This window comes from Azospirillum brasilense (assembly GCF_022023855.1).
GTDB classification, from domain to species: domain Bacteria; phylum Pseudomonadota; class Alphaproteobacteria; order Azospirillales; family Azospirillaceae; genus Azospirillum; species Azospirillum brasilense_F.
The window spans coordinates 1,237,775-1,260,319 of sequence record NZ_CP059449.1; the positions used below are offsets into that span (position 1 = coordinate 1,237,775).

At 69.7% G+C, this 22,545-nt stretch carries 21 protein-coding genes and 1 tRNA gene; 12 read left to right on the plus strand and 10 right to left on the minus strand.

Features of this window, described 5'->3' with window-relative positions; all coding sequences use genetic code 11:
• The first annotated feature begins 63 nt into the window (after positions 1-63).
• Positions 64-753 carry a GTP cyclohydrolase I gene (folE, locus tag H1Q64_RS05895; RefSeq protein ID WP_237904760.1) on the plus strand — a complete coding sequence of 230 codons (690 nt, stop codon included), beginning with the start codon at positions 64-66 and terminating at the stop codon, positions 751-753.
• Positions 734-1,666: a DMT family transporter gene (locus H1Q64_RS05900; protein WP_237904761.1), complete on the plus strand. Its 933-nt coding sequence runs from the start codon at positions 734-736 to the stop codon at positions 1,664-1,666. The genes folE (H1Q64_RS05895) and H1Q64_RS05900 overlap by 20 nt, the downstream gene beginning before the upstream one ends.
• A gap of 19 nt (positions 1,667-1,685) precedes the next feature.
• Here the strand turns inward: H1Q64_RS05900 and ybaK are convergent, their stop codons facing one another.
• Positions 1,686-2,168 (minus strand): Cys-tRNA(Pro) deacylase, encoded by a 483-nt coding sequence (gene ybaK / locus H1Q64_RS05905; protein WP_103040437.1) that lies wholly within the window; start codon positions 2,166-2,168, stop codon positions 1,686-1,688.
• A gap of 235 nt (positions 2,169-2,403) precedes the next feature.
• Between ybaK and H1Q64_RS05910 the strand changes: the two genes are divergently transcribed.
• Complete coding sequence (locus H1Q64_RS05910; RefSeq protein ID WP_237904762.1) at positions 2,404-2,991, plus strand: helix-turn-helix domain-containing protein; 588 nt, start codon at positions 2,404-2,406, stop codon at positions 2,989-2,991.
• A gap of 12 nt (positions 2,992-3,003) precedes the next feature.
• Here H1Q64_RS05910 and folE (H1Q64_RS05915) read toward each other — a convergent pair whose 3' ends face one another.
• Positions 3,004-3,669, minus strand: coding sequence for a GTP cyclohydrolase I FolE (gene folE, locus H1Q64_RS05915; protein WP_014238637.1), 666 nt, complete (start codon positions 3,667-3,669; stop codon positions 3,004-3,006).
• A gap of 295 nt (positions 3,670-3,964) precedes the next feature.
• A complete protein-coding gene (gene apaG / locus H1Q64_RS05920) occupies positions 3,965-4,357 on the minus strand; it encodes a Co2+/Mg2+ efflux protein ApaG (protein ID WP_014238636.1) in 393 nt (130 codons plus the stop codon).
• Positions 4,358-4,774: 417 nt separating this feature from the next.
• Here apaG and H1Q64_RS05925 point away from each other — a divergent pair, with 417 nt between their 5' ends.
• Positions 4,775-5,434 (plus strand): GNAT family N-acetyltransferase, encoded by a 660-nt coding sequence (locus H1Q64_RS05925; RefSeq protein WP_237904763.1) that lies wholly within the window; start codon positions 4,775-4,777, stop codon positions 5,432-5,434.
• A 35-nt stretch (positions 5,435-5,469) separates the two neighbouring features.
• Positions 5,470-5,543: transfer RNA gene (locus H1Q64_RS05930), tRNA-Gly, on the plus strand.
• Between the two features lie 116 nt (positions 5,544-5,659).
• On the opposite strand, the gene H1Q64_RS05935 is transcribed toward H1Q64_RS05930, so the two are convergent.
• Positions 5,660-5,887 carry a YMGG-like glycine zipper-containing protein gene (locus H1Q64_RS05935; protein WP_014238634.1) on the minus strand — a complete coding sequence of 76 codons (228 nt, stop codon included), beginning with the start codon at positions 5,885-5,887 and terminating at the stop codon, positions 5,660-5,662.
• Positions 5,888-6,305: 418 nt separating this feature from the next.
• Between H1Q64_RS05935 and H1Q64_RS05940 the strand changes: the two genes are divergently transcribed.
• Positions 6,306-6,698, plus strand: a complete 393-nt coding sequence (locus H1Q64_RS05940) for a hypothetical protein (RefSeq protein ID WP_237904764.1) — start codon at positions 6,306-6,308, stop codon at positions 6,696-6,698.
• Positions 6,699-6,775: 77 nt separating this feature from the next.
• Here the strand turns inward: H1Q64_RS05940 and H1Q64_RS05945 are convergent, their stop codons facing one another.
• The 3 genes from H1Q64_RS05945 to H1Q64_RS05955 form a co-directional block, all read right to left on the minus strand.
• On the minus strand, positions 6,776-7,564 hold the full coding sequence (locus H1Q64_RS05945) for an ABC transporter ATP-binding protein (RefSeq protein WP_237904765.1): 789 nt from the start codon (positions 7,562-7,564) through the stop codon (positions 6,776-6,778).
• Between the two features lie 9 nt (positions 7,565-7,573).
• A complete protein-coding gene (locus H1Q64_RS05950) occupies positions 7,574-8,362 on the minus strand; it encodes an ABC transporter permease (protein ID WP_038529855.1) in 789 nt (262 codons plus the stop codon).
• Positions 8,363-8,493: 131 nt separating this feature from the next.
• Complete coding sequence (locus tag H1Q64_RS05955) at positions 8,494-9,444, minus strand: ABC transporter substrate-binding protein (protein ID WP_237904766.1); 951 nt, start codon at positions 9,442-9,444, stop codon at positions 8,494-8,496.
• A 289-nt stretch (positions 9,445-9,733) separates the two neighbouring features.
• Here H1Q64_RS05955 and H1Q64_RS05960 point away from each other — a divergent pair, with 289 nt between their 5' ends.
• Positions 9,734-9,955 carry a hypothetical protein gene (locus H1Q64_RS05960; RefSeq protein WP_237904767.1) on the plus strand — a complete coding sequence of 74 codons (222 nt, stop codon included), beginning with the start codon at positions 9,734-9,736 and terminating at the stop codon, positions 9,953-9,955.
• A 21-nt stretch (positions 9,956-9,976) separates the two neighbouring features.
• On the opposite strand, the gene H1Q64_RS05965 is transcribed toward H1Q64_RS05960, so the two are convergent.
• Together H1Q64_RS05965 and H1Q64_RS05970 are read right to left on the minus strand one after the other, a co-directional pair.
• Complete coding sequence (locus H1Q64_RS05965; protein WP_237904768.1) at positions 9,977-12,934, minus strand: PAS domain-containing protein; 2,958 nt, start codon at positions 12,932-12,934, stop codon at positions 9,977-9,979.
• A gap of 325 nt (positions 12,935-13,259) precedes the next feature.
• On the minus strand, positions 13,260-13,916 hold the full coding sequence (locus H1Q64_RS05970; protein ID WP_237904769.1) for a hypothetical protein: 657 nt from the start codon (positions 13,914-13,916) through the stop codon (positions 13,260-13,262).
• Between the two features lie 286 nt (positions 13,917-14,202).
• Between H1Q64_RS05970 and H1Q64_RS05975 the strand changes: the two genes are divergently transcribed.
• The 4 genes from H1Q64_RS05975 to H1Q64_RS05990 all read left to right on the plus strand — a co-directional run bounded on the left by H1Q64_RS05975 (position 14,203) and on the right by H1Q64_RS05990 (position 20,146).
• Positions 14,203-15,900 carry an ATP-binding protein gene (locus H1Q64_RS05975; RefSeq protein WP_237904770.1) on the plus strand — a complete coding sequence of 566 codons (1,698 nt, stop codon included), beginning with the start codon at positions 14,203-14,205 and terminating at the stop codon, positions 15,898-15,900.
• 52 nt (positions 15,901-15,952) lie between these two features.
• Positions 15,953-16,966 carry an amidoligase family protein gene (locus H1Q64_RS05980; RefSeq protein WP_237904771.1) on the plus strand — a complete coding sequence of 338 codons (1,014 nt, stop codon included), beginning with the start codon at positions 15,953-15,955 and terminating at the stop codon, positions 16,964-16,966.
• A gap of 10 nt (positions 16,967-16,976) precedes the next feature.
• Positions 16,977-17,690, plus strand: a complete 714-nt coding sequence (locus H1Q64_RS05985) for a gamma-glutamyl-gamma-aminobutyrate hydrolase family protein (protein WP_237904772.1) — start codon at positions 16,977-16,979, stop codon at positions 17,688-17,690.
• Between the two features lie 125 nt (positions 17,691-17,815).
• Positions 17,816-20,146, plus strand: coding sequence for an ATP-binding protein (locus tag H1Q64_RS05990; protein WP_237904773.1), 2,331 nt, complete (start codon positions 17,816-17,818; stop codon positions 20,144-20,146).
• Positions 20,147-20,205: 59 nt separating this feature from the next.
• On the opposite strand, the gene H1Q64_RS05995 is transcribed toward H1Q64_RS05990, so the two are convergent.
• Positions 20,206-20,625: a hypothetical protein gene (locus H1Q64_RS05995; protein ID WP_237904774.1), complete on the minus strand. Its 420-nt coding sequence runs from the start codon at positions 20,623-20,625 to the stop codon at positions 20,206-20,208.
• Between the two features lie 316 nt (positions 20,626-20,941).
• Between H1Q64_RS05995 and H1Q64_RS06000 the strand changes: the two genes are divergently transcribed.
• Positions 20,942-22,525 carry a phospholipase D-like domain-containing protein gene (locus tag H1Q64_RS06000; protein WP_237904775.1) on the plus strand — a complete coding sequence of 528 codons (1,584 nt, stop codon included), beginning with the start codon at positions 20,942-20,944 and terminating at the stop codon, positions 22,523-22,525.
• The last annotated feature ends 20 nt before the right edge of the window (positions 22,526-22,545 follow it).

Consider the following 22,545-nt stretch of genomic DNA (forward strand, 5'->3'; position numbering starts at 1 on the left):
GTTTGAGATCGAGCGGCGTCGGACTTGCCGGAAATAAGCAAAGCAAAGAAGGGATCGGGTTTTATGACGGTGCAGGCAAATGTTCTCGCCCTCGTGCAGGAGGCGATGGAGGCGCGCCGCTCGAACGAGGCGCTCGACACGCCGCTGGACGCCGCGGGCGAGGCGGCCATGATCGACGCCGCGGCGCGGAAGGTCGAAGAACTGCTCGACGTGCTGCGGATCGACCACCGCAACGACCACAACACCCGCGACACGCCGCGCCGCGTCGCCAAGATGCTGGTGCGCGAGCTTCTCAAGGGCCGTTTCACGGCGGCGCCCGAACTGACCGAATTCCGGAACGCCGAGGAATTCGACCATCTGATCGTCACTGGTCCGATCGCCGTGCGTTCCACCTGCGCGCACCATCTGATGCCGATCTACGGCACGGCCTTTATCGGCATCCTGCCGGCCAAGGGCGGGAACATCCTGGGCCTGTCCAAGTACGACCGGATCGTCGACCATTTCGCAGCCCGCTTCCAGATCCAGGAGGAACTGGTCAAGCAGATCGGCAACTTCATCGTCGAGGCCACCCGGCCACGCGGGCTGGCCGTGCGCATCAGCGCCGTTCACATGTGCAAGACCCACCGCGGCGTGCGCGCCGGCCATGACAGCCGCATGGTCAACAGCTCCTTCCACGGCGAGATGCTGGAATCGCGCGAGCTGCGTGAGGAGTTCCTGAGGGAGTGCGCGACGCTTGAACGTTCCGCCCGCTGAGCGGACTGTTCTGCCCGCCCCGACGGGTGCGAAGTGCCTGACTGTCTTCGCGGGCGTGGAAAGGCGGTTCGGCATCGCGGGGGCGGCGCTGCTGATGGCGGCGTCGCTCGCCCTGGTGCTGACCGCCGGGGCGCTGGCCCGCGAACTCGGCGCCCGCTACGGCGCGGCGGAGGTTCTCTTCCTGCGCTTCCTGCTGTCGCTGCCGGTGGTCGCCGTGGCGGCTTTTGCGATGGCCGGGCGGCGTGCCCTGTCCGTCACCCGGCCCGGCGGCCACGCGGTGCGGGCGCTGAGCGGCGTCGGCGCCGCGCTGATCTTCTACGCGGCGACCCAGCATCTGCCCTTCGCCGATCTGGTCGCCCTGTCCTACGCGGCGCCCCTGTTCGTGGTGCTGCTGTCCGGCCCGGCCATCGGGGAACGGGTGGGGGCGGCCTCCGCCGTCTGCGTCGCGCTGGGGATGGCCGGGGTCTTCCTGATCGCCCCGCCGACGCGGTTGGAGCCGTGGAGCCTCGCCATGCTCGTCATGGCCTTCCTCAACGCGGTCTGCATCCTGGCGACCCGGCGGACGGCCCAGGCCGACGGGCCGGCGGCCACCGGGCTGGTCTTCGTGCTGGCTGGGTGCCTGCTGACCGCCCCGGCGGCCCTGCTGACCGGCTTCCGGATGCCCGAGCCGGCGGATCTGCCGGTCTTCCTGCTGCTGGGTTTCGCCGCGGGGGCGGCCATTCTGCTGAACGCCGCCGCCTTCCGCCGAGCGCCGGCGGCGCTGCTGGCGCCCATCGACTATCTGGGGATTGCGGCCTCGGCGGCCATCGGCTTCCTATGGTGGGGCGAAAGCCCGTCGTCCGCGGTGTTGCTGGGCGGGGGGCTGATCGCTGCCGCCGGGCTGGGAACCCTGTGGACCGGCGCCCGGCGCTGACGGCTTCCGCCTGTTTCGCCTACTGCACCACGATCCGTCGCACCACGGCCTTGGTGGCGCGGGCCAGATCCGCCGGGGCCAGGGCGATCTGCAGGCCGCGCCGCCCGCCGTTGACGACCATTTCCGGCAGGGTCTCGGCGCTGGAATCGATGAAGGTGGGAAGGGCCTTGCGCTGGCCCAGCGGGCTGATGCCGCCGACCATGTAGCCGGTGGTGCGCTCCGCCAGGGCGGGGTCGGCGAGATCGGCCTTCTTGGCCCCGGCGGCGGCGGCCAGCGCCTTCAGGTCCAGCTTCGCCGCGACGGGGATGACGACGCAGGCCAGCGCCTTCGGCTCCAGCTGGACGATCAGCGTCTTGTAGACCACCGCCGGGTCCAGCCCCATGGCCGCCGCGGCGTGCAGGCCGATGGCGTCCGCCGAGGGGTCGTACTCATACTCCATCAGGCGGTGGGCCATCCCTGCCGCCTTCGCCGCGTTCACCGCCGGTGTGACCTTCGCCGCCATCTCGACCTTGCTCCCCAGGCGCGGATTCGCCCTTTCATGCCGGGAGCTTAGCAGACCGCCCCAGCGAGGGGGAGAGGGGGACGGAGGGGAGGGCGCAACGCCGCGGTGCACCCCTTTCGACGACGCAATTTTGCCCAAATTGCGCCGGTGTTCATGCCAACGCGCCTTGGACAGACGGGGCGCCTGCCGCGATTCTGACCGCCGGCCCGTTCCCCGGTCGGAGAGTTGGAGAATCATGGTCCCACGCACGCTGCTTGTCGTCGATGACGATCCCACCCTGGAGGTTCGGGTCCAGGACGCCTTGCCGGTGTGCCGGATCGTGGCCGCGGGCGGCGTGGCGGACGCGCTGGAGGCGGTGCGGGCGCACCGGCCCCCGGTGGTCGCCCTGTCGGTCGATCTGGCGCGGCTCGACGAGTCGCCGCGCGAAGGCGGCGACGGTCTGGACGTCCTGTCGCTGATCCTTGGGGAGGCGCCGTCGATCAAGGTCATCGCGCTCGCCCCGCGCGACCAACGGGTGCTGGCGGTGCGCGCGGTGGCCCGCGGCGCCCACGAGGTGTGCGGCAAGCCGATCGACGCGCAGGAGCTGGCCGGGGTGGTGCAGCGCGCCTTCCAGCGCGCCGACCTGGAGCTGGAAGGGCGCCGGCTGGCCACAGGGGACGCCCCGCCGACCCTGCGCGTCCTGCGTGACGAGACGGAGCGGCGCGCCCTGCTCGACACGCTGGCCCGCTCCGGCGGCAACCTGTCGGCGACGGCCCGCCTGCTCGGGGTCAGCCGCCCGACGCTCTACAGCCTGCTGCGCCAGCACGGCATCCGCGCCGATTGACGCAGCGACGCGTCATTCGGCGCGCGAGCCGGGATTGCCGATCATCGACAGGAACTCCCGTCGGGTGGACGGGTCGCTGCGGAAGGCGCCCAGCATCCGGCTGGTCACCATGGTGACGCCGGTCTTGTGCACGCCGCGGGTGGTCATGCACTGGTGCTGCGCCTCGATCACCACGGCGACGCCTTCGGGCTGAAGCACCTGATCGATGGCGTTGGCGATCTGCGCCGTCATCTTCTCCTGGATTTGCAGGCGCTTGGCATAGGCCTCGACGAGCCGCGCCAGCTTGGAGATGCCGACGACCCGTTGCCGGGGCAGGTAGGCGACGTGCGCCTTGCCGATGATCGGCACCATGTGGTGCTCGCAGTAGGACTCCAGACGGATGTCGCGCAGGACGACCATCTCGTCGTAGCCGTCGGTCTCCTCGAAGGTGCGCGCGAGGATTTCCTCCGGGTCGATGGCGTAACCGGCGAAGAACTCCTCGTAGGAGCGGACCACCCGGTCCGGCGTACCCACCAGACCCTCACGCGCCGGATCGTCGCCGGCCCAGCGGATCAGTGTGCGGACGGCATCCTCGGCCTCGGCACGGGTGGGGCGCGCGATCTCGCCATGGCCGGTGCCGGCGGGGTGGCCGGGGCCGCGGAGGACATTGTCGGCGTGCGGAGTCTTGGAAGCCGTCACGGGGCGAAGCCTTTCGATTCCTGGTCAAACAGGTTCTGATCACATGCGGGCCGTCGCCGCGGCACACAATGCCGGAGCCGGCAAGTCAGGTATGAATACGGCCCACTGCTCGCCCGGATCACCGGGATTTTCGAGAAAGCCGGCAGGCCGCAGGGCGGAGTATGGCGCAAGTGGGTTCGATGGCCCCACAGTCAAGGCGCCGGGCGCAGCCTTTCAGCGCGTGCTGCGGCGATTGGTTGCACGCGCCCGGTGGTTTTTCAATGCCGGCCGTCGGGCGCCTGTCATGCGCCCGGCGTCAGTTCAGTTGGCGGGGCTGGTGCGGGCTGTCGAGCGAGAAGGCGGGGACCGCCACGTCGAAGGCCTCGCCGCCGCCCGTTTCGAAGCGGTAGGAGCCGACCATGATCCCGGATGGCGTGGGAAGCGGCGTTCCGCTGGTGTATTCGAAGCTGCCGCCGGGTTCCAGCACCGGCTGTTCGCCCACCACGCCCGGCCCGCGAACCTCCTGCACGCGCCCCAGCGCGTCGGTGATGTGCCAATAGCGTGTGCGCAGCCGGACGGTTTCCTGGCCTTCGTTCTCGATCCGGACGTGATAGGCCCAGACATAGCGGCTTTCGGCGGGCATGGACTGCTCGTCGAGAAAGACCGGCTGGACGGTGACGCGGATCGCGCGGGTGACTTTCGTGTACATGGCGGCACTCCCAGTCCTGAGAATAGGGGTGGGGGAAAGCGCCTGTCCAGTGGTGGAGCGGGGGACACCCCCTCCGGATGCCCCGAAGCAGCGGGGCGGGGCCGCGGCGATGCATGCAGGACACACCGGGAAGCCATGCGCAACGGGCCGCTTCCGGCCCTTTCACGATCGCTTGAACCCCCTGTCGGCTGGTGTTATATGCGAGGTCCCTGCAACGGCCGAAGAGCCTTGCCCATGTCTCGTCCGCACAGCATCAGCATCCGACGACGACGCCACGCCGCGCTGCGCGCGGTTGCGGCCGTCTTTGGGTCGCGTGCGGACGCTTCGGGTCTCCGCCGGCACTGATCCGGCGCTCCCCCGGCGCGGCGGCGCGATCCGCCTCCGACCACAGTCTTTCTGCCGGGAAGCCCCCTTGACATGATGATCTCCCTGGAAGAGCCGCGGCACGACGCGGCGATCGAAGCCCTGCTCGACCGGTCCTTCGGCCCGGATCGTTTCAAGAAGACCGCCTACAAGCTGCGGGAGGGCGTCGCCCCGATCCCGGAGCTCGGCTTCGTCGCCATCGAGCATGACGAACTGGGCAACGAGATTCTGGAGGGCACGATCCGCTACTGGCCGGTGACCGTCGGCGGAACGGTGCCGGCGCTCCTGCTCGGCCCGATCGCGGTGTCGGACCGGCTGCAGGGCGGCGGGCTTGGCAGCAAACTGATCCGGATGAGCTTGAACAAGGCGGCGGCGCTGGGTCACCGGGCGGTGATCCTGGTCGGTGACGCGCCCTATTACGCACGGTTCGGCTTCACGCGGGAGCTGACGCTGGACATGGCGCTGCCGGGTCCGGTGGATCTCGACCGTTTCCTCGGCCTGGAACTGGTCCCCGGCGCCTTGGCCGGTGCTGCCGGCATGGTGGCCGCCCCGACGGTGGACGAGGGCTACGGGGTGCCCGCGAACGAGGACGTTCGGCAGGAGGCCGGCGGCACCGCCTTGTTTCCGCGACTGATCTCGCCGCTGGTGTCGGTTTTCGCCGCTTCCTCGCGGGAACTTGCCGAATCCCGCCTGTGGCATGCTCGAACCGCTTGAAAGCGGCGAAAGCGTCGCCTATAAACATGCGGCGCGCGGGTGTAGCTCAATGGTAGAGCAGAAGCTTCCCAAGCTTACGACGAGGGTTCGATTCCCTTCACCCGCTCCAACACCTTCCCTAAGAAATCAGAAGTCTGCTAAAGCCCTGACATTGAGGGCGCGCAGGCGTGTGGGGTGGCCGCGGACACTGGTCCGGCGGCCTGATCCCCGTTGTGAAACCGGTGTTTACCGGTGCTTGCCGTTGTTGGAGGTCAGGGCTCCCACCGCGGCGCCGGCCGCGCCACCGATCACACCGCCCATCACGGCGCTGCCCCCCGTCAGGGCGCCGACCGCGGCACCGCCCGCGGCGCCGATGGCGCCGCCCGACAGCGTGCGCTGTTCGCGGTGGCTGAGGTTTGAGCAGCCCGTCAGAACAAGGCCGCCAACCACGATCACTGCCAGTTTCTTCACCATGATCCTACCCGTTTTTTTTCCCTGCATTCTTGGGTGCCGCCAGCCTCGGGAGCCAGCGGCCAAGCCTGCGCTTGCGTCGCATGCTTACGGAATGAACACACGTCTGCGTGTGACTATTCCGGGACGAAAGGCATAAAAACCATCCCTAATAGGGTGATTTCGCCTTCTTTCCCTCTCTCTAAGATAGGTGTGCGGGGTCGTTCAGCAAAGCTAATGGGAACAGCATGCAGGCTCCAATGAAAAACTTTAATAATTTTCTGGTTATTGCTTGTTTACCATCATGCCGCGTTGAAACGTTGCACTGATTTGGGCGCGTTTCCTCTTTACATCACCAAAGTTGCATGGAAAGTTCAGTCTTCTAACGATCTGCGTCACATGGTAGGCGCAGGCTCATCGGAAACGTCCCAGGATGCCCCCCATGCTGCATCTTTCCAGGCTGCAGGCCCTTGCCGTTCCCCCGGCGAGCCGTCCGAGTGATCGCCGCGAACGGCATCCGCTGCAGCCGGTCCGTGTCCATCCTTGCGCGCCGGCCTTTGAACGTTCGGATGCGGCGATTCATCCAGCTGTTCCGGCGGCGGTTCCGGCGGTTGCCCAATCCACGTCCCAGCCCCGCCCAGTCTCCGGCGGGGAGCCGTTGGCCCGCGTCATCCATATGGCGACCACCGGCGTGTGGGTGGTGAAGCGCCAGGGCCGGATGCTCGAAATCGAAGGACGGATGCATTGGAGCTGTCAGCGCTCCCTCGCGTCGGACGCGGAGCGCGCCGGCGTCGCCCTGTCCGATCTGGTTGTGAACACCGGTCGCCAGCTCTGATCCGGTGGTGAGAAAACGAAAGAGCGGCGCCCGCAAGCGCCGCTCTTTTGCATGTTCCGGTCCGGAAGGGTGCCGCGTCAGCGCTCCATCGTCACGGCCTTGATGGTCTCGACACGGATCTCCTCGGTCAGCCGTTCCTTGTAGGCGGCGAACTCCGGGGTGGTCTTGACCTTGTAGGACCGGGGGTGCGGCAGTTCGATGGGGATGTCGCACTTGATGCGGCCGGGGCGGGCCGACATCACCACGACGCGGCTGGCCATGAAGATGGCCTCGTCGATGTCGTGGGTGACGAACATCACCGTCTTGCGGTCGGCCTCCCAGATGCCCAGCAGCAGCTCCTGCATCAGCTCGCGCGTCTGGTGGTCCAGCGCGCCGAAGGGCTCGTCGAGCAGCAGCATCTTCGGATCATTCGCCAGCGCGCGGGCCAGCGCCGTGCGCTGCTGCATGCCGCCGGACAGCTGGGCCGGGTGGTGGTTCTCGAATCCCTTCAGCCCGACCTGGGCCAGGAAGCGGTCGGCGATCGCCAACTGCTCTGCCCGCGGCAGGCCGCGCTCGCGCAGGCCGAAGCAGACGTTGTCGCGCACGGTCAGCCAGGGGAACAGCGTGTAGGACTGGAACACCATGCCGCGGTCCGGGCCGGGGCCGGACACCGCCTTGCCCTCCAGCAGCACCTCGCCGGCGCTCGGTGTCTCCAGACCGGCGACGATGCGCAGCAGCGTGGACTTGCCGCAGCCCGATGGCCCCAGGATGGTGATGAAGTCGTTGTCGGCGACCTCCAGGCTCGTCGGCATCAGCGCGCGGGTCGGCGCCGTGCTGTTGCGGCTGGGAAAGGTCTTCTCGACGTTGCGGATGGACAGCTTGCTCATGGCCGGCGCTTATCGTCCTTTGGCCCACGGGAAGAGACGGGCGTTGAGCGCCCGGAACAGCAGGTCGGTGATCAGGCCGATCACGCCGATGATGAAGATGCCGAAGATCATCTGCCCGGTGTCGAGGAAGCGCTGGGCGTCGATGATCATGTGGCCGATGCCGCGCGACGCGCCCACCAACTCCGCCACGATCACGTAGGTCCATGCCCAGCCGAGCACGAGGCGCAGCGCCTCGAAGATCTGCGGCGAGGCGGCGGGCAGCAGGACGCGCAGCACCACGCCGTCGCGCTTGGCGCCCAGCGTGTAGGCGGCCTCCACCAGATCGCTGCGGATGCCCGACACGATGACCGTCACCATGATGATGAGCTGGAAGACAGAGCCGATGAAGATGACGAGGATCTTCTGCAGCTCCCCCACACCCGCCCACAGGATCAGCAGCGGGATGAAGGCCGAGGCCGGCAGGTAGCGGGCGAAGGACACGAAGGCCTCGAAGAAGGCCTCCACCGGCTTGAAGGCCCCCATCAGGATGCCCAGCGGCACCGCCAGGGCGGCGGCCATGACGAAGCCGGCGAAGACGCGCCAGACCGTGACGGCGATGTCCTCGGCGAAGCCGAACTCCCGGAACAGCGCGATGCCCGCCGTCAGCGTGTCGCCGGGCGAGGCCAGGAACAGCGGCTTCACGAAGCCGCCGTAGGTGGCGATACCCCAGCCCAGGAAGAACAGCACGAAGCAGGCGATGCCCAGCACCGTGCGCAGCGCCGGAGCGACCGGCTTCAGCGGAGTGAAGAGGGGGGACATGGGATTGGTGGACCGTTGTCGGAATCTTATGAAAACACGGGCCCCCACCCTAACCCTCCCCCGCTGCGCAGGGGAGGGGATAGCTCCCTCCCTTGCCGAAGGCGGGGGAGGGCTGGGGTGGGGGCAAGACTTTACTTCACGAAGGACGTGTCGGTCATGCTGTCCAGGCTCGGCGGCGCCTTGCGGATCAGCTTGGCCTCCAGCATCACGTCCTGGACCTCCTTGATGAAGGTCGGCATGGTCTTGGTCAGATACTCGACGTTGCCGGCCTTGTCGTACCACAGCACGGTCTTCGCGGAGGAGGCGAACTGCTCCGGCGTCTGGTTGACGTCGCGGGCCATGATCTCGAAGGCCTTCTTCTCGTCCTGCTTGATCGCGTCCAGCGCCTCGAACCAGCTGTCGACGAAGGCCTTCACGACCTTCGGGTTCTTCTGGATGTAGTCGGGCTGGAAGGCCAGCGTGTCGATGATGACGCCCGGCGTCTGGTCCGACGTGACGATGATCTTGCCGTTGGCCTCGCGCACCTTGGACAGGTACGGCTCGTAGGTCACGGCGGCGTCGAACTGGCCGGCGACGAAGGCGTTGGCGGCGTCGGACGGCTGGAGGTTGACGGTCTGCACGTCACCGATCGACAACCCGTTCTTCTTCAGCACATAGGCCAGCCAGAACTGCGGCACGCCGCCATACTGCACGGCCACCTGCTTGCCCTTCAGGTCGGCGAGGCCGTTGATCGCGTCGCGCACGACGATGCCGTCGCCGCCGTGCGAGCTGTCGAGCACCAGGACCTGCGTCACGTCCACGCCGGAGGAGGCGTAGAGCAGGTGCGTGTCCACCGTGGTGGTGATCGCCTGCACCTCGCCCGCCGCCATCGCCTGGTGGCGGTTGGAGGTCGGCATCTTCTTGATCTCGACCTCGATGCCGTTCTTCTTGAAGATGCCGGTCTCCTTGGCCAGCGTGATCGGCGCGAAGCCGGTCCAGCCACTCATCGCCACGGTCACCTTGGTCTGCGCCGAGGCCGAAACCGCGCACAGCCCGGCGACGGCCGCCGCAAGGGCTCCGGCCATCCACGACGTCTTCCTCATGATCCCCCGCTCCCGGTTCTGAAGGTGTCTTTTGATCGCGCCGGGCGGCGGCCCGCCGCCCACGCATCCGTGTGCCGCATTGTGCACGCCTGTGGGGTGGGTGGGAAGGGATGGGCACCACCTTGGCCGCAGACCTGACCTTCGTCGGATGGTGCGAATGGAAGCCCTTGCAACCAAAGGCTTATTGGGATGCTTGCGTGCCCAATCCATATACCAACTGAACAAACCGCGACGGGTGTATGCCGTTCTTTTGGGCACCACAGAGGGGAGGCCGGACAGGATGCGCTCCATGGACCCGATGAACCCGCCGATGAACGCGATGGACCGCCAGCGGACGCTGGACTATTTCGAACGACTCGGCCGGGACAAGGTGCGGCTGTACAGCGCCATCGACTGCGACCGTTACCTGGGCGGCTGGCAGGTGCGCGAACTGGCCGACCAGTGGCTGGCGGAGAAGGCCGAGGAGGAGCGCCCGGTGCCGCTGTGGCGGCGGATCGTCCGGCGGCGCTGACGCCGCACGTCTTTCGGCCGTTTACGCCGCTCCGGCGTTGGCCATCATCTTGCGCAGGTCGTTGGGGAAGACCGGCTTGTGCAGGATGCTGAAGCCGTTGCGGCGGGCCTCGTCCAGCCGTTCCGGGGCGGTGTCGCCGGTCAGGATGATGCCCGGCACGTCCTTGCCGACCAGACCCTGCACCGCGGCCAGCGCTTCCGGACCGGTCCGCCCCTGCTGGAGTTGATAGTCGGCCAGCACGATCTGCGGACGGCGCCCGTCGGCGCGCAACCGTTCCAGCGCTTGATCGCCCGACCGCGCGGTCAGCACGCTGTAGCCCCAGCCCTCCAGCATCGCCTTCAGGCCGAGCAGGATGATCGCCTCGTCGTCGATGACCAGCACCATGCCCTTGGTCGCGCAGTCGTTGGCGGCCTGCCGGAAGAGGTCCATGGCGGGCGGCGGGACGGCGGCGCGGGGCCTCTCCACGACGACGCGCGGCATCTCCACCGAGAAGACGGAGCCGATCCCCTCCTTCGAGCGCACGCGCACGCGGTGGTCGAGCAGCTTCGACAGGCGCTTGACGATGGCGAGGCCGAGGCCCAGCCCGCGGTCGCCGCTGCCCTGGATCTGGGTGAACTCCTCGAAGATGTCCTCCAGCCGGTCGGCGGGAATGCCGACGCCGCTGTCCCACACCTCGACGCGCAGCCGGTCGGGGCCGCTGCGGCGGCAGCCGATCAGGATGCGGCCCTGGCGGGTGTAACGCAGCGCGTTCTCGATCAGGTTGCGCAGGATGCGCTCCAGATGCGACGGGTCGGTGCGCACCCAGGCCCGCGTCGGGACGGCGCGCAGCTCCAGCCCCTTCTGGGCGGCGCGCGGCGCGTATTCGGCGACCAGACGGCCCAGGACCTGACCCAGCCGGACCTCCGCCGGGTTGGCGGCGATCTTGCCGGATTCCAGCCGCGACATGTCGAGCAGGCCGTCCAGCAGGCCCTTCAGCGTGTCCAGCGCCTGGCGCATGTTGTCGAGCAGCGGCAGGCTGGGGTGGCCCTGCAGGCGGTCGCCCAGCGCGGCGGCGAAGAGGTAGAGCGACTGCACGGGCTGGCGCAGGTCGTGGCTGGCCACGGCCAGGAACTTCGACTTGCCGGCGGCGGCCTGCTCCGCCTCCTCCCGCGCGCGGCGCAGGTCGGCCTCGGCCTGCTTGCGGCCGGTCACATCGACGGCGGCGCAGGTGATGCCGGCCAGCGCGCCGTCAGGGCCGCGCAGCGGGTCGATGGTCATGTCGTAGAAATGGTCCTGCCCGGCGTGGCGGATGCGGACCTCCTCGCGCACGCCCTCGCCGGTGTCCAGCGCGCGGCGCTTGATGGCGGTCAGGGCTTCGGCGTCGGCGGCGTCCTCGAACACCTCGAAGTCGGTCTTGCCGACGACGCGTTCCGCCGTGTAGCCGAGCGCCGGGTTGTGCATCCAGGTGTAGCGCAGGGCGCAATCCTGGTTGAACACCACGACGCCGGAGTTGCGCAGCGCCGTGCGGAAGCGCTCGTTGGCGACGCGCAGCGCCTCCTCGGTGGACTTGCGCTCGGTGATGTCGATGCCCGAGACAATCAGGTGGGTGATCCGCCCCTCGGCTCCGCGCATCGGGGTAACCCGCATCTCCATGATCGCCGCGCGGTCTCCGGCGATGCGCACCGGCGCGTCGAAGCGCGCGGAGTCGCCGTGGGCGGCGCGCTCCACCGCCGTGCGCAGGCGGTCGCCCGCGGCCCCGGCGAAGGCGCGCCCGCAGGCCTCGTGGAAGGGGTGGCCGACGATCTGCTCGACCGGCAGGCCGGACGCCTGGACGGCGGTCTGGTTGACCTGAAGCACGTCGCCCGTCGGGCTCAGCACTCCGACGAAGGTCGGCAGGGCGTCCAGGACGGCGCGCAGATGCTCCTCCGAACCGCGCAGCGCGCGCTCGCGGGCCTCCAGCGTCTCGGCCATGGCGTCGAAGGCGCGGCCGAGCTGGCCGATCTCCGACTTGCGGTCCACCAGACCGGCCCGCGCGCTGGAGTTGCCGGCGCTCCACCCCTGGGTGGCGCGGATCAGCGCCTCGACCGGGCGGCGGATGAACAGGGTGCCGCCGATCCAGGCGGCCAGGATGGCGACCAGCAGCCCGGTCAGCGTCATCAGCAGGCCCTGGCGGGTGGCACGGTCGATGGTGCCGGCCACGGCGGTGTGGTCGAGTCCGACGCTGATGAACAGGTCGCGCGTGCCCTGGCGGGACGGCGAATAGGCGAGCACCCGCGCCACCCCGTCCATTCCCGGCAGGGTGATGACGCCGCCGCGCGGTTCGCCCAGCAGATTCATATAGGGCTGCGGCACGCGCTCGCCGCGCTGGGCGATGCCGTTGGGCAGCTTGACCAGGATGGTGCCGTTGCGGTCGGTGACCAGCAGGCTGGCGTTCTCGGGCAGGGGGCGCGCCGCGAAGTTGGTGGCCAGCCAGGGCAGGTCGAGGCCGAGCGTCACTACCCCGGCGACCGTGCCGGCCTCGTCGCGGAAGGGAACGGCGAAGGGCAGCATGGCGGTGCCGGGCTCCGCCGCCGGGCCGGGAGTCGTCCATTCGCCGACGACGAAGCGGCCTTCCTCCAACGCGCGGCGGACGTAGGGAAGGTCGACGGCGGCGGGGGCGCTGCTGGGGATGGCGCTGCACAGAACGGCGCCGTCGCGGTCCAGGACGGTCAGGTTGCGGTATTCGGGGGCGCGTTGGGCCAACCGGATCAGATGGGCCTGGCATTGGGCATAGTCGCCGGACCGCAGAGCGGCCGATTCCGCGATGGAGGTGACCATCAGTCGCGCGCCGTCGACGATCCGCGCCTGCTCTCCCTCGACCAGATGCAGCAGCCGTTGGGCCTGGGCCGCGACTTCCTCGGCGCGTTCCGCACGGAACTGGAACACGCTGTAGGCCTGGATGCCCAGGGCCGGCAGGACGGCCAGAAGCACCAGGAGGAAAAGGCGGGCCAGCAAGGTCATCGTGTCACAGGCTCCCATCGGGCGGGAAAGCAGCCGGAACCAAAAGTCCGCTATCGTTTCGCCTGTGTTCCGAATAACCTTTGCATGGTTAAATCGCAGTTAATGAGCAGGATTTATTTTCTTTCAGGCCGGCAACTTACAGGGTTCCTGCGGGCAATAAAGGGGTAGTTTGGATCGTGGCGTTGAAGATTTACTTCTGAAGTTCTCCTAAAATTTTTGGAATTCTGTTATCGAAGGAGGTAATCACCAGTCCTTTCGATGGGGGAGCCGACGCAGGTCGGCACCGGGTGTCTCCAAGACAAGGCACCCGGTGCGTCGTGGCGGATCAGGCCAGCGTGTCCACGCCCTGCGAACCGCGCGGCGCCAGGGATGAAAAAGCCTTCTGCGCGCCGGACAGATCACCCGACTGAAGCGCGCCGCTCATGCTTTGCAGGGCTGTCTTGAACAGGTCGGCCACCGACGAGGAGGAGGATGACGAGGAGGACGCGTTGTCGTCCGACGTCTCCTGCAGGAAGGAAAGCAGCGACGAGACGGACTCCTGCGCGGCCGACAGGTCGCCGGATTGCAGAGCCTGCGACAGACTGCCCATGGCGTCCTTCATCGCGTCCGGCGGCCCATCCGCGCCGCCCGGCGGCGGACCGGGAGGCGGACCGCCAGCACCGCCGGGGCCGCCCTGTCCCTTGGCGCCCTTCGGACCGTTCGCCTCGAAGGCCTGCTGGACCTGCGAGACGTCTCCGGTCTGCAGCGCGTCGCCCACGGCGGTCAGCATCTTGTTGAGGGGGGAGTTGGCGTCGGACGCCGAACCGCTCTGGCTTTGCAGTTTGGACAGCGAATCATAAGCGCTCTGGATCGAATCGAGGTCACCGGATTTTACGGCGTCCTTCAACTGATGCATGCCGTCGCGGATGTCCTTGCCCGGTCCGGCGGCCCGCTGCTGGGCGATGCCGGACATGGCCGATGACGTCACGCTTGAGATGGACATGGCGTTCTCCTTCGTCCTGTGCCGGACTCCGCCGTGCGGACGGAGTTCGGTCTGGACGGGGCGGGTTGCGGATGCCGGATTGGACGCGCGTCCGCCGCGATTCCTGCGCGGCGTCCAGGAAATATTTCTCTGCAACTCTTTGGCGAAGCGTTACCTTGGGTGGATGTGCGTGTCTGCCACAACCCATGGTGAATGCGGAAAGCATGCCGCCGCTGAACCGGATCACCCACTTCCAGAGGAGCAGGGGCGTGCTACAGTGCACACCTCGCCGCTCCGGAAGACCCGCTTGCCCTTGAAGTCCCATCATCGTCCGCTGGTTCTTCTGGTGCTGGCCGCGCTGCTGCCGCTGGTTGTCCTGTCCGCGGTTCTCGGCGGCGCCTGGCTGCGCGGGCAGCAGAGCGCGATGGAAGCCAACGCCGTCGCCCTTGTGGACCGCCTGTCGGCCCTTGTGGACCGCGAGTTGTCCGCGCAGACGGACGCGCTGAAGGCGGTGGCGGCGTCGCCCCTGCTGGACGGTCTGGCCGCGGGCCGCGAACTCGACGCCGTGACCTTCTTCGAATACGCCGAGCGGGTGCAGAGCGCGCTTCCCCTGTGGTCGACCATCGTCCTCAGCGATGTCGAGGGCAACCGGCTGGTCGACGCTCCCTTCCTGGTGGGCGGTGTCCGGGGCAGGGTGCTGGAGATGGACAGCCATCGGCGCGTGGTGGAGACGGGCAAGCCGGCGGTCGGTACGATCCTGCGCGGCCCGCGCGGCGGCTACGCCTTCCCCATCCGCGTTCCGGTGACGCGCAACGGCGCGCCGGTCGCCGTCCTCTCGGCGGTGGTGATGCCGGAGGCATTCCAGAGCCTGCTGTTCGGTAACAGCCTGCCGACGGGCTGGATCGCTGCGGTCATAGACGCTGAAGGGCGTCTGGTGGCACGGGCCGGCGGCGACGCGGACATGATCGGGCGCCACGCCAGCGAAAACGCGCTCCGCGCCCGCCGCGCCGCCGGCAGCGGCGTCTATGAGGGAATGAGCCTGGAGGGCGCGCCGACGGTGGTCGCCTTCCGCTCGCTGCCCGACTACGGGTGGTCGGTTCACTTCGCCATCCCCCAGGACGCCTATCGGGCACCGGTCTCCAACGCGCTGTGGCTGGCCGGGGCGGGGACGTTGGCCAGCCTGTTGATGGCCGGCGCCTTCCTGTTGCTCCTCGCCCGCGAGTTGCGGCTGCGCCGCCGCCAGGAGGCGGCGCGGGAGGAAAGTCTGCGGCTGGAGGCCCTGGGCCGCATGACCGGCGGCGTCGCCCATGACATCGCCAATCTGCTGACCGTGGTGATGAGCGGCATCGCCGCCATCCGCAGCCGTCCCGACGATCCGGAGCGCATCGCCCGCGTGCTGCCCGAGATCGAGGGTGCCGTGGCGCGCGGGCAGGCGCTGATGCGGCAGATGGCCGCCTTCGGCCGGCGCAGCGTCTATGAGCCGGTGCCCTTCCGCCTTCAGAGCCGCAAGGCGTCTTTGGAGGCCCTGCTGGCGCGCTCCGCCGGCAGCGCGGTGGGCACCGTCCTGATCGTTCCGGACGACCTCTGGCCGATCATCGCCGATCCGGACGCCATGGAGGTGGCGCTGCTCAATCTGGCGGTGAACGCGCGCGACGCCATGCCGGAGGGTGGCGCGCTGACCGTCATGGCGGAAAACCGCGCCCTGTCGGGGCGGCGGAGCGACGACACCGGCCTGACCGGCGATTTCGTGGCGCTGGCCGTCCGCGACACCGGAACCGGCATCCCGCCGGAGCATCTGCGCCGCATCTTCGAACCCTTCTTCACCACCAAGCCAGATGGCAAGGGGACCGGGCTGGGGCTCAGCCAGGTCTTCGGCTTCGCCCGGCAGTCGGGCGGGACGGTCACGGTGACCAGCACGGTCGGGGCCGGCACCACCGTCACGCTCTATCTGCCGCGGGCGGCGACGGACGACGGTGCCGGCCGACCCGGGCCGCAGCCGGAATAGTGATGAGGGCGGCGGGGAACCGCCATGCCGCGCGCCGTGTTGAACGGGCGCCATGGACACCGCATTCCGCACGCCCCCCCATTCCACCACGACGGACGGCGCCCCGCGCACGGTCGGCGTGGAGGTCGAATTCGCCAACCTTGACGCCCCGTCCGCGGCGGCGGTGGTGCGCGGCCTTTACGGCGGCGCGCTGGAGCCGGAGAGTCCGCACCGCTGCCGGGTGACCGGCACGCGGCTGGGCGATTTCGCGGTGGAGCTGGACATGCGCTCCGCGCATCCGGGCAAGCCGGAGGCCGGCAATGCGGAAGACGGCGACGCCGGTCCGCTGGGAAAAGCGGTGGGCAAGGCGGTGGATGGCGTGGTGGAGGCGCTGCGGCCCTGGTGGGGCAACATCGGCAGCCTCGTCATGCCCTTCGAGATCGCCGCCCCGCCCATTCCCATCGCCCGGCTGGCCGAACTGGAACCGCTGTTCACCGCCCTGAGCGCCCAGGGGGCCGCCGGCACGGACGCCAGCCCGCTGTTCGCCTTCGGCCTGCACCTGAACCCGCAGGTGGCGCGCACCGACGGCGCGTATGTGCTGGACCATCTGAAGGCCTTTCTGCTGCTGGCCCCCTGGCTGCGCCGCGAGATCCGCGTGGACCCGACCCGGCGCCTGACCGGTTTCATCGCCGCCTTCCCGACGGACTACGCGGTGAAGGTGGTCGATCCCGCCTACCGTCCCGACCTCGACGGGCTGATCGGCGACTATCTGGAGGCCAATCCAACCCGCAACCGCGAGCTGGACCTGTTTCCGCTGTTCGCCCATCTCGCCCCGGAGACGATGGCGGCCAAGCTGAACGACCCGCATGTGCGGCCCCGCCCGACCTTCCATTACCGTCTGCCGAACGCCCGGCTGGGCGACCCGGACTGGAGTCTGGCCCAGGATTGGAACCGCTGGGTCGCGGTGGAGGACCTGGCGGCGGACCGCGACCGGCTCGACGCTCTGGGGGCTGACTTCCGCGCCTTCGCCGTGCGCAAGGCGCTGGACGGCTGGGCCGCCGAGGCGGGCCGGCGGCTTGCCGTCTGACGGGGGCGACATGGCCGCCTTCATCGCAAGGGGACGCCCCCTGATCGGAGTCACCGCGTCGGTGCACGGCAGCCGCATCGCCTGGTGGGCGAACCGTCTGGCGCTGCGCCGCGCCGGGGCGCGGGCGGTGCGCATCACGGCGCGCGACCCCTTTCCCATCGAGCGGCTGGACGGCCTGGTGGTCGGCGGCGGCGACGACATCGATGCCGCCCTCTACGGCGAGACCGCCCTCCCGAAGATGCGCATCGATCCGGAGCGCGACCGGTTGGAGCTGTGCGCGCTGGACGGCGCGGCGGCGCGGCGGCTTCCCGTGCTGGGCATCTGCCGGGGCTCGCAGATGATCAACGTGCACCGCGGCGGCTCGCTGCTCACCGACATCCACGAAGTGTACGAGGAGGCGCCGCGCCTGCGCACCGTCCTGCCGCGCAAGCGCATCCGCATCGACCCGCGCAGCCATCTCTACCGCATCCTGGGCATCGCCGAATGCCGGGTCAACGCCCTGCACCATCAGGCGGTGGACCGGCTGGGCGACGGCCTGCGCGTGGTGGCGCGCGAGACGGTGGGGATCGTCCAGGGGATTGAGGCGATCCACCACCCCTTCCTGATCGGGGTGCAGTGGCATCCCGAATATCTGGTCGCCGACCAACGCCAGCAGGCGCTGTTCCGCACCCTGGCCGCCACCGCCGCCGGTGCGGCCAGCCTGGAGGACGCCGCGGCCTTGTGATCGCTCCTTCTGTGCAACCGCTCCTTAACTGTTCGTTGTGCCACCATTTCCCTCGCGCGCGGAAGCGGTTATCCTAACGATCGGGCCTAACGATCGGGCCGCCGCAACGGCGGAGGGGCAAGGGCGTGACGGAGAAACAGACGGGCCGGCGGCTTCGGCTGCACACGGTGACGATGATCACCGCGCTGGCCACGGCGTTTCTGATGGCCGGGCTGACGCTCGGGGTGGGCGGCGCCTTCGTCCGGGTGCTCGACCTCGCGGAGGAGGCGGACCGCGCCATCGTTCCCCAGATCGCCCGCCAGCACCAATACGCCGTCTTCGCCGCCCGCATGGGCCAGCTCGCCGAGGCCGTCCTGCGCTCCCGCTCGCCGGAGGAGCGTGCCGGCGCTCTGGCCGAGGTGGAGGGCGTGTCGCAACGCTTCGCGGCGGACGCGGCGGCCCCGGAACTGCTGCAACGGCTCGAGCAGGCCATCCAGGCGGTCCGCCGCACCGCGGAGCGGGCCGACGCCATCGACGCCCTGGCGGCCCGGGCCGTCGCTCTGCAGCGCAAGGGGGACGAGGCGTTCCTCAGCCTGCTGCGCTCCGGCGCGCCCCTGGCGGTGCAGGAGCCCTACCACCGCGCGCTGGAGGCGCTGGCCGCCGGCCTGATCGCGACGGACACGGAACAGCTCGCCGGTGAGGTCGCCCGCTTCCACGAGCACGCCGCCGCGGTGGTGAACGCGCTGATCCCGCTGGAGCCGGGGGACCGGGCGCCGCTGGCCCGCACGGCGCGCGACCTTGACGGGCTGGGCGAGCTGTTCACCCTGCGCCGGACCATCCTGTCGGAGGCGGGGCTGATGGGGCTGGAGACGGAAATCGCCCACGGCGTGCTGAACGACCTCAGCGGCAGCCTGACCGACGCCGCCGCGACCAACACGCGGCGCATCGCCGACACCTTGACCGATCAGGCGCGCAGCGGCCTGTGGATCGTGCTGGTCGGGCTGGGCATCGCCTCGGCGGTGCAGACGGTGCTCTACGTGCTGCTGCGCGTTCATGTGGTTCGCCCGATCCGCCGCGCCTCGCAGGCGTTGGCCATGGTGCAGAAGGAGCGCCGGACCGTCCGCCTGCCGCCGGCCCTCTTCGCCGAGCTTCAGGCCATCTCCACCAGCGTGGAGCGGTTCGGCACGGCGCTGGTGGAAACCCACGCCTATGCCGAGGCGCTGAAGGCGGGGGAGGAGCGGATGCGTGCGATCCTGGCGGCCTCGCCCTTTCCCATCGTGATCGCGCGGCGGTCGGACGACGCCGTCCTGTTCGCCAACCCGCAGGCCGAGGCGCTGTTCGGGACCGGGGGGCCGCGGCTGGCGCTGACGCGCAACGCGCGCTTCTTCGTCCGCCCGTCCGACGCCGCCCGACTGTCCCGTCTGGTGGCCGAGCAGGGGGCGGCGAGCGATCTGGAGATGGAGATGCGCACCGCCGGGGGGCGGCCCTTCTGGGCGATGATCTCCGCGGTGGAGATCCACGACGTGGACGAGCCGGCCATCCTCATCGCCGTCAACGACATCACCCTGCGCAAGCGGTCGGAGGAGGAGACGGAGGCCGCCAAGCAGCGCGCCGAGAGCGCCCTGGCCGACCTGCGCGACACCCAGGCCCACCTGATCCAGGCGGAGAAGATGGCCTCGCTCGGCGGGATGGTGGCGGGGGTGGCGCATGAGGTGAACACGCCGGTGGGCATCGCCCTGACCGGCATCACCCACTTGGCCGACCAGACCCGGAAGGTGGTCCGCGGGGTCGAGGCCAACACGCTGCGCCGCGCCGACTTCACCGGCTACCTGACCACAGCAGGGGAGGCCTGCCGGCTGATCGAGAGCAACCTGAACCGCGCCGCCGAGCTGATCCAGAGCTTCAAGCAGACCGCCGTGGACCAGACCAGCGAGGAGCGGCGCCGCGTCGATCTGGCCGCCTACCTGGACGACGTGCTGACCAGCCTACGCCCGCGGCTGAAGCAGACTCCCCACCGCGTGGTGATCGACTGTCCGGCGGGCCTGTGGGTGGACAGCTATCCCGGCGCTCTGTTCCAGGTCCTGACCAACCTGACCATGAACGCGGTGGTCCACGCCTATCCGGACGGGCGGGCCGGCACGCTGACCGTCGCCGTGACCCGCCCCACCCCGCAGGAGGTCGAGCTGCGCTTTTGCGACGACGGTTGCGGCATTCCCGCCGCGCATCTGGGGCGCGTCTTCGACCCCTTCTTCACGACGCGGCGTGGCGAGGGGGGAAGCGGGCTCGGCCTGCACATCGTCTACAACATCATGACCACCCGCCTGCGCGGCAGCATCCGGGTGGAAAGCCGGGAGTGCGGCCAGGAGAGCGCCCAGAAGAGTGGAGGCACCTGCTTCGTCCTGCGCTTCCCCATCGAGGCCCCTCCCGTGGTTGATGCCGGCGAACCGGCTGCGATCAGGCCGGAGCCCGCAATCTGAAACGAAAAAAGGCGCGCCGGAGGTCCCGGCGCGCCCTTCGCTGCAAAGCTTGAAGGCCGTTACTTGCTGCCGTCCGGGCCGCAATTCGGGGTGCCCGGCGGGCAGTGGGTGCCGGTCGCGGTCTGGTTGTCGCGGGCCGGGTTGCTGCTGGTGGCGCTGCCCAGGCCCGACGGCGCGGTGGTCTGGCCCTGCCAGGTGCCGCCCGACGAGCCGCTGCCCATGGTGCCGTTGCCCATGGTGCTGCCCGACGAACCGGGCACGGTGGTCCCCGGGGTGTTCATGGTGCCGGTCGAGCCGGCGGTGCCCGGCGTGGTGACGCTGCCCGGGGTGGAGCCGGGGCCGGAGGTGCTCAGGCCGGTGGACGGCGATGTGGTGGTGCTGGGAACGGTCGGGCTCACGGCGGTGCCGCCCGACTGGGCGACGGCGGAGCCGGCCATCAGGGCGAGGGCCGACGCGGCGGCGATCAACAGGGTACGCATCCTCATCTCTCCATCTGGTGGCGGCGCCCTTTGGCCGGGCGCCTTCCTGGCGGGGGTTTCAGTCCGGCGCCCTGCGGCGCGCCCGTCCCCCATTCGCCCATCCCCAACAGAAGGCCCGGCGCATCGTTGCGGAGAAACCGGACGGTCATCCAATCTTTTGGTCCGATCTTTTGGCGGGCCGCCCGCCGTCCGGGCGTTCCGTCCGCCCCCACCCGGATGCGGATGCCGGGCGATTCCGGAGCAGCCGGTCGCCTTGCGGAACAGGCCGCCGCCGGAAGAGTTGACGCAAGCACCGCTACGGCACGTCGAGGCAGGAATGAGCGAACATCGGGATGCGGCGGACCTTGCCGGGGCGCGGCCCATCCTCCGCCCCGGCGCCACCTGCTGGCGGACCGAGCGGGCGGACCGGGTGGCCGTGCTGGTCGACGGCGCCGCCTTCTTCGCGGCGGTGCGCGCCGCCTTGCTGCGGGCGCGGCGGTCGGTGATCCTGCTCGGCTGGGACATCGATCCGCGGATGCGCCTCGACCCCCACGACCCGGAAACGCTGGGCGATTTCCTTGCCCGCCTGATCCATCACCGCCCGTCGCTGCAGATCCACGCGCTGAAGTGGGACATGCCGTTCCCCATTTCGCTGGAGCATCCCCACGGACCGCTGGAGCGGCTGAATCGGCGCACTGGCCCGCGGCTGACACTGGAACTGGACGACGCCCTGCCGGTGGGCGCGGCGCAGCACCAGAAGCTGGTGGTGGTCGACGACGCGCTGGCCTTCTGCGGCGGCATCGATCTGGCCGGCGACCGCTGGGACACGCCCGAGCATCGCGACAACGACCCGCGCCGCCGCTGGCCGACCGGGGAGCTTCACGCCCCGCGCCACGACGTGATGATGGCGGTGGACGGCCCCGCCGCCCGCGCGCTGGGGCTGATGGCGCGCGAGCGCTGGAGCCACGCCACGGGGCAGGCGCTGCCGCCCCCGCCGCCGGACGTTGTTTCGGATTGGGGCGCCGATCCCTGGCCGGAGGGGCTGCACCCGCTGATCACCGACGCGGATGTGGGCATTGCCCGCACGCTTCCCGACTGTCTGGTCGGCCGTCCGGTCCGCGAGAACGAGGCGCTGACCTTCGCCGCCATCGCCGAGGCGCGCCACAGCATCTACTTGGAGAACCAATATTTCGCCTCCTTCCGCGTGGCCGAGGCGCTGGCCCGGCGGCTGCACGAGCCGGACGGGCCGGAGGTGGTCGTCGTCGTCCCCATGGAAAGCCCGAGCTGGTTCGACCGCATGGCCATGGACACGCCGCGCGGCGTGGTGCTTCAGGAGCTGCGCGCCGCCGACCGTCATGGGCGGCTGCGCGCCATGACCCCGCTGACCGAGGGCGGCAACGGCATCGTCGTGCATTCCAAGCTGATGGTGGTGGACGACCGGCTGCTGCGCATCGGGTCGAGCAACCTGAACAACCGCTCCATGGGCTACGACACGGAATGCGATCTGGCGGTGGAGGCGCCGCCCGGCGACCGCAGCACCGCCAGCGCCATCGGCGCGGTGCGCAACCGCCTGCTGGCCGAGCATATGGGCGTGGACCCGTCGGAGATGACCGCCGCCGTCCGCGCCACCGGCCGTCTGGTGGCCGCCATCGACCGGTTGAACAAACCGTCCGGACGCCGTCTGGCGCCGCTGCCCGACACCGACCCCGGCCTGACCGAGCAGGCCTTCGCCGCCCTGCGCATCGCCGATCCCGATCGTCCGGAGGAAGCCTGGGCCGTGTGGAAGCGCATGCCTCCGGCCCCGGCGCCGGCCCGCTCCCTGACCCGCGCGGTGGGGGCGGCCCTGTTCACCGCCGGGGCGATCGCCGGGGTCTACGCCGTCGCGCGGGCGATGGTCGAGACCGAGCGCGGCGACCGCTGAGCGGCGCGGCGCACAGGTCG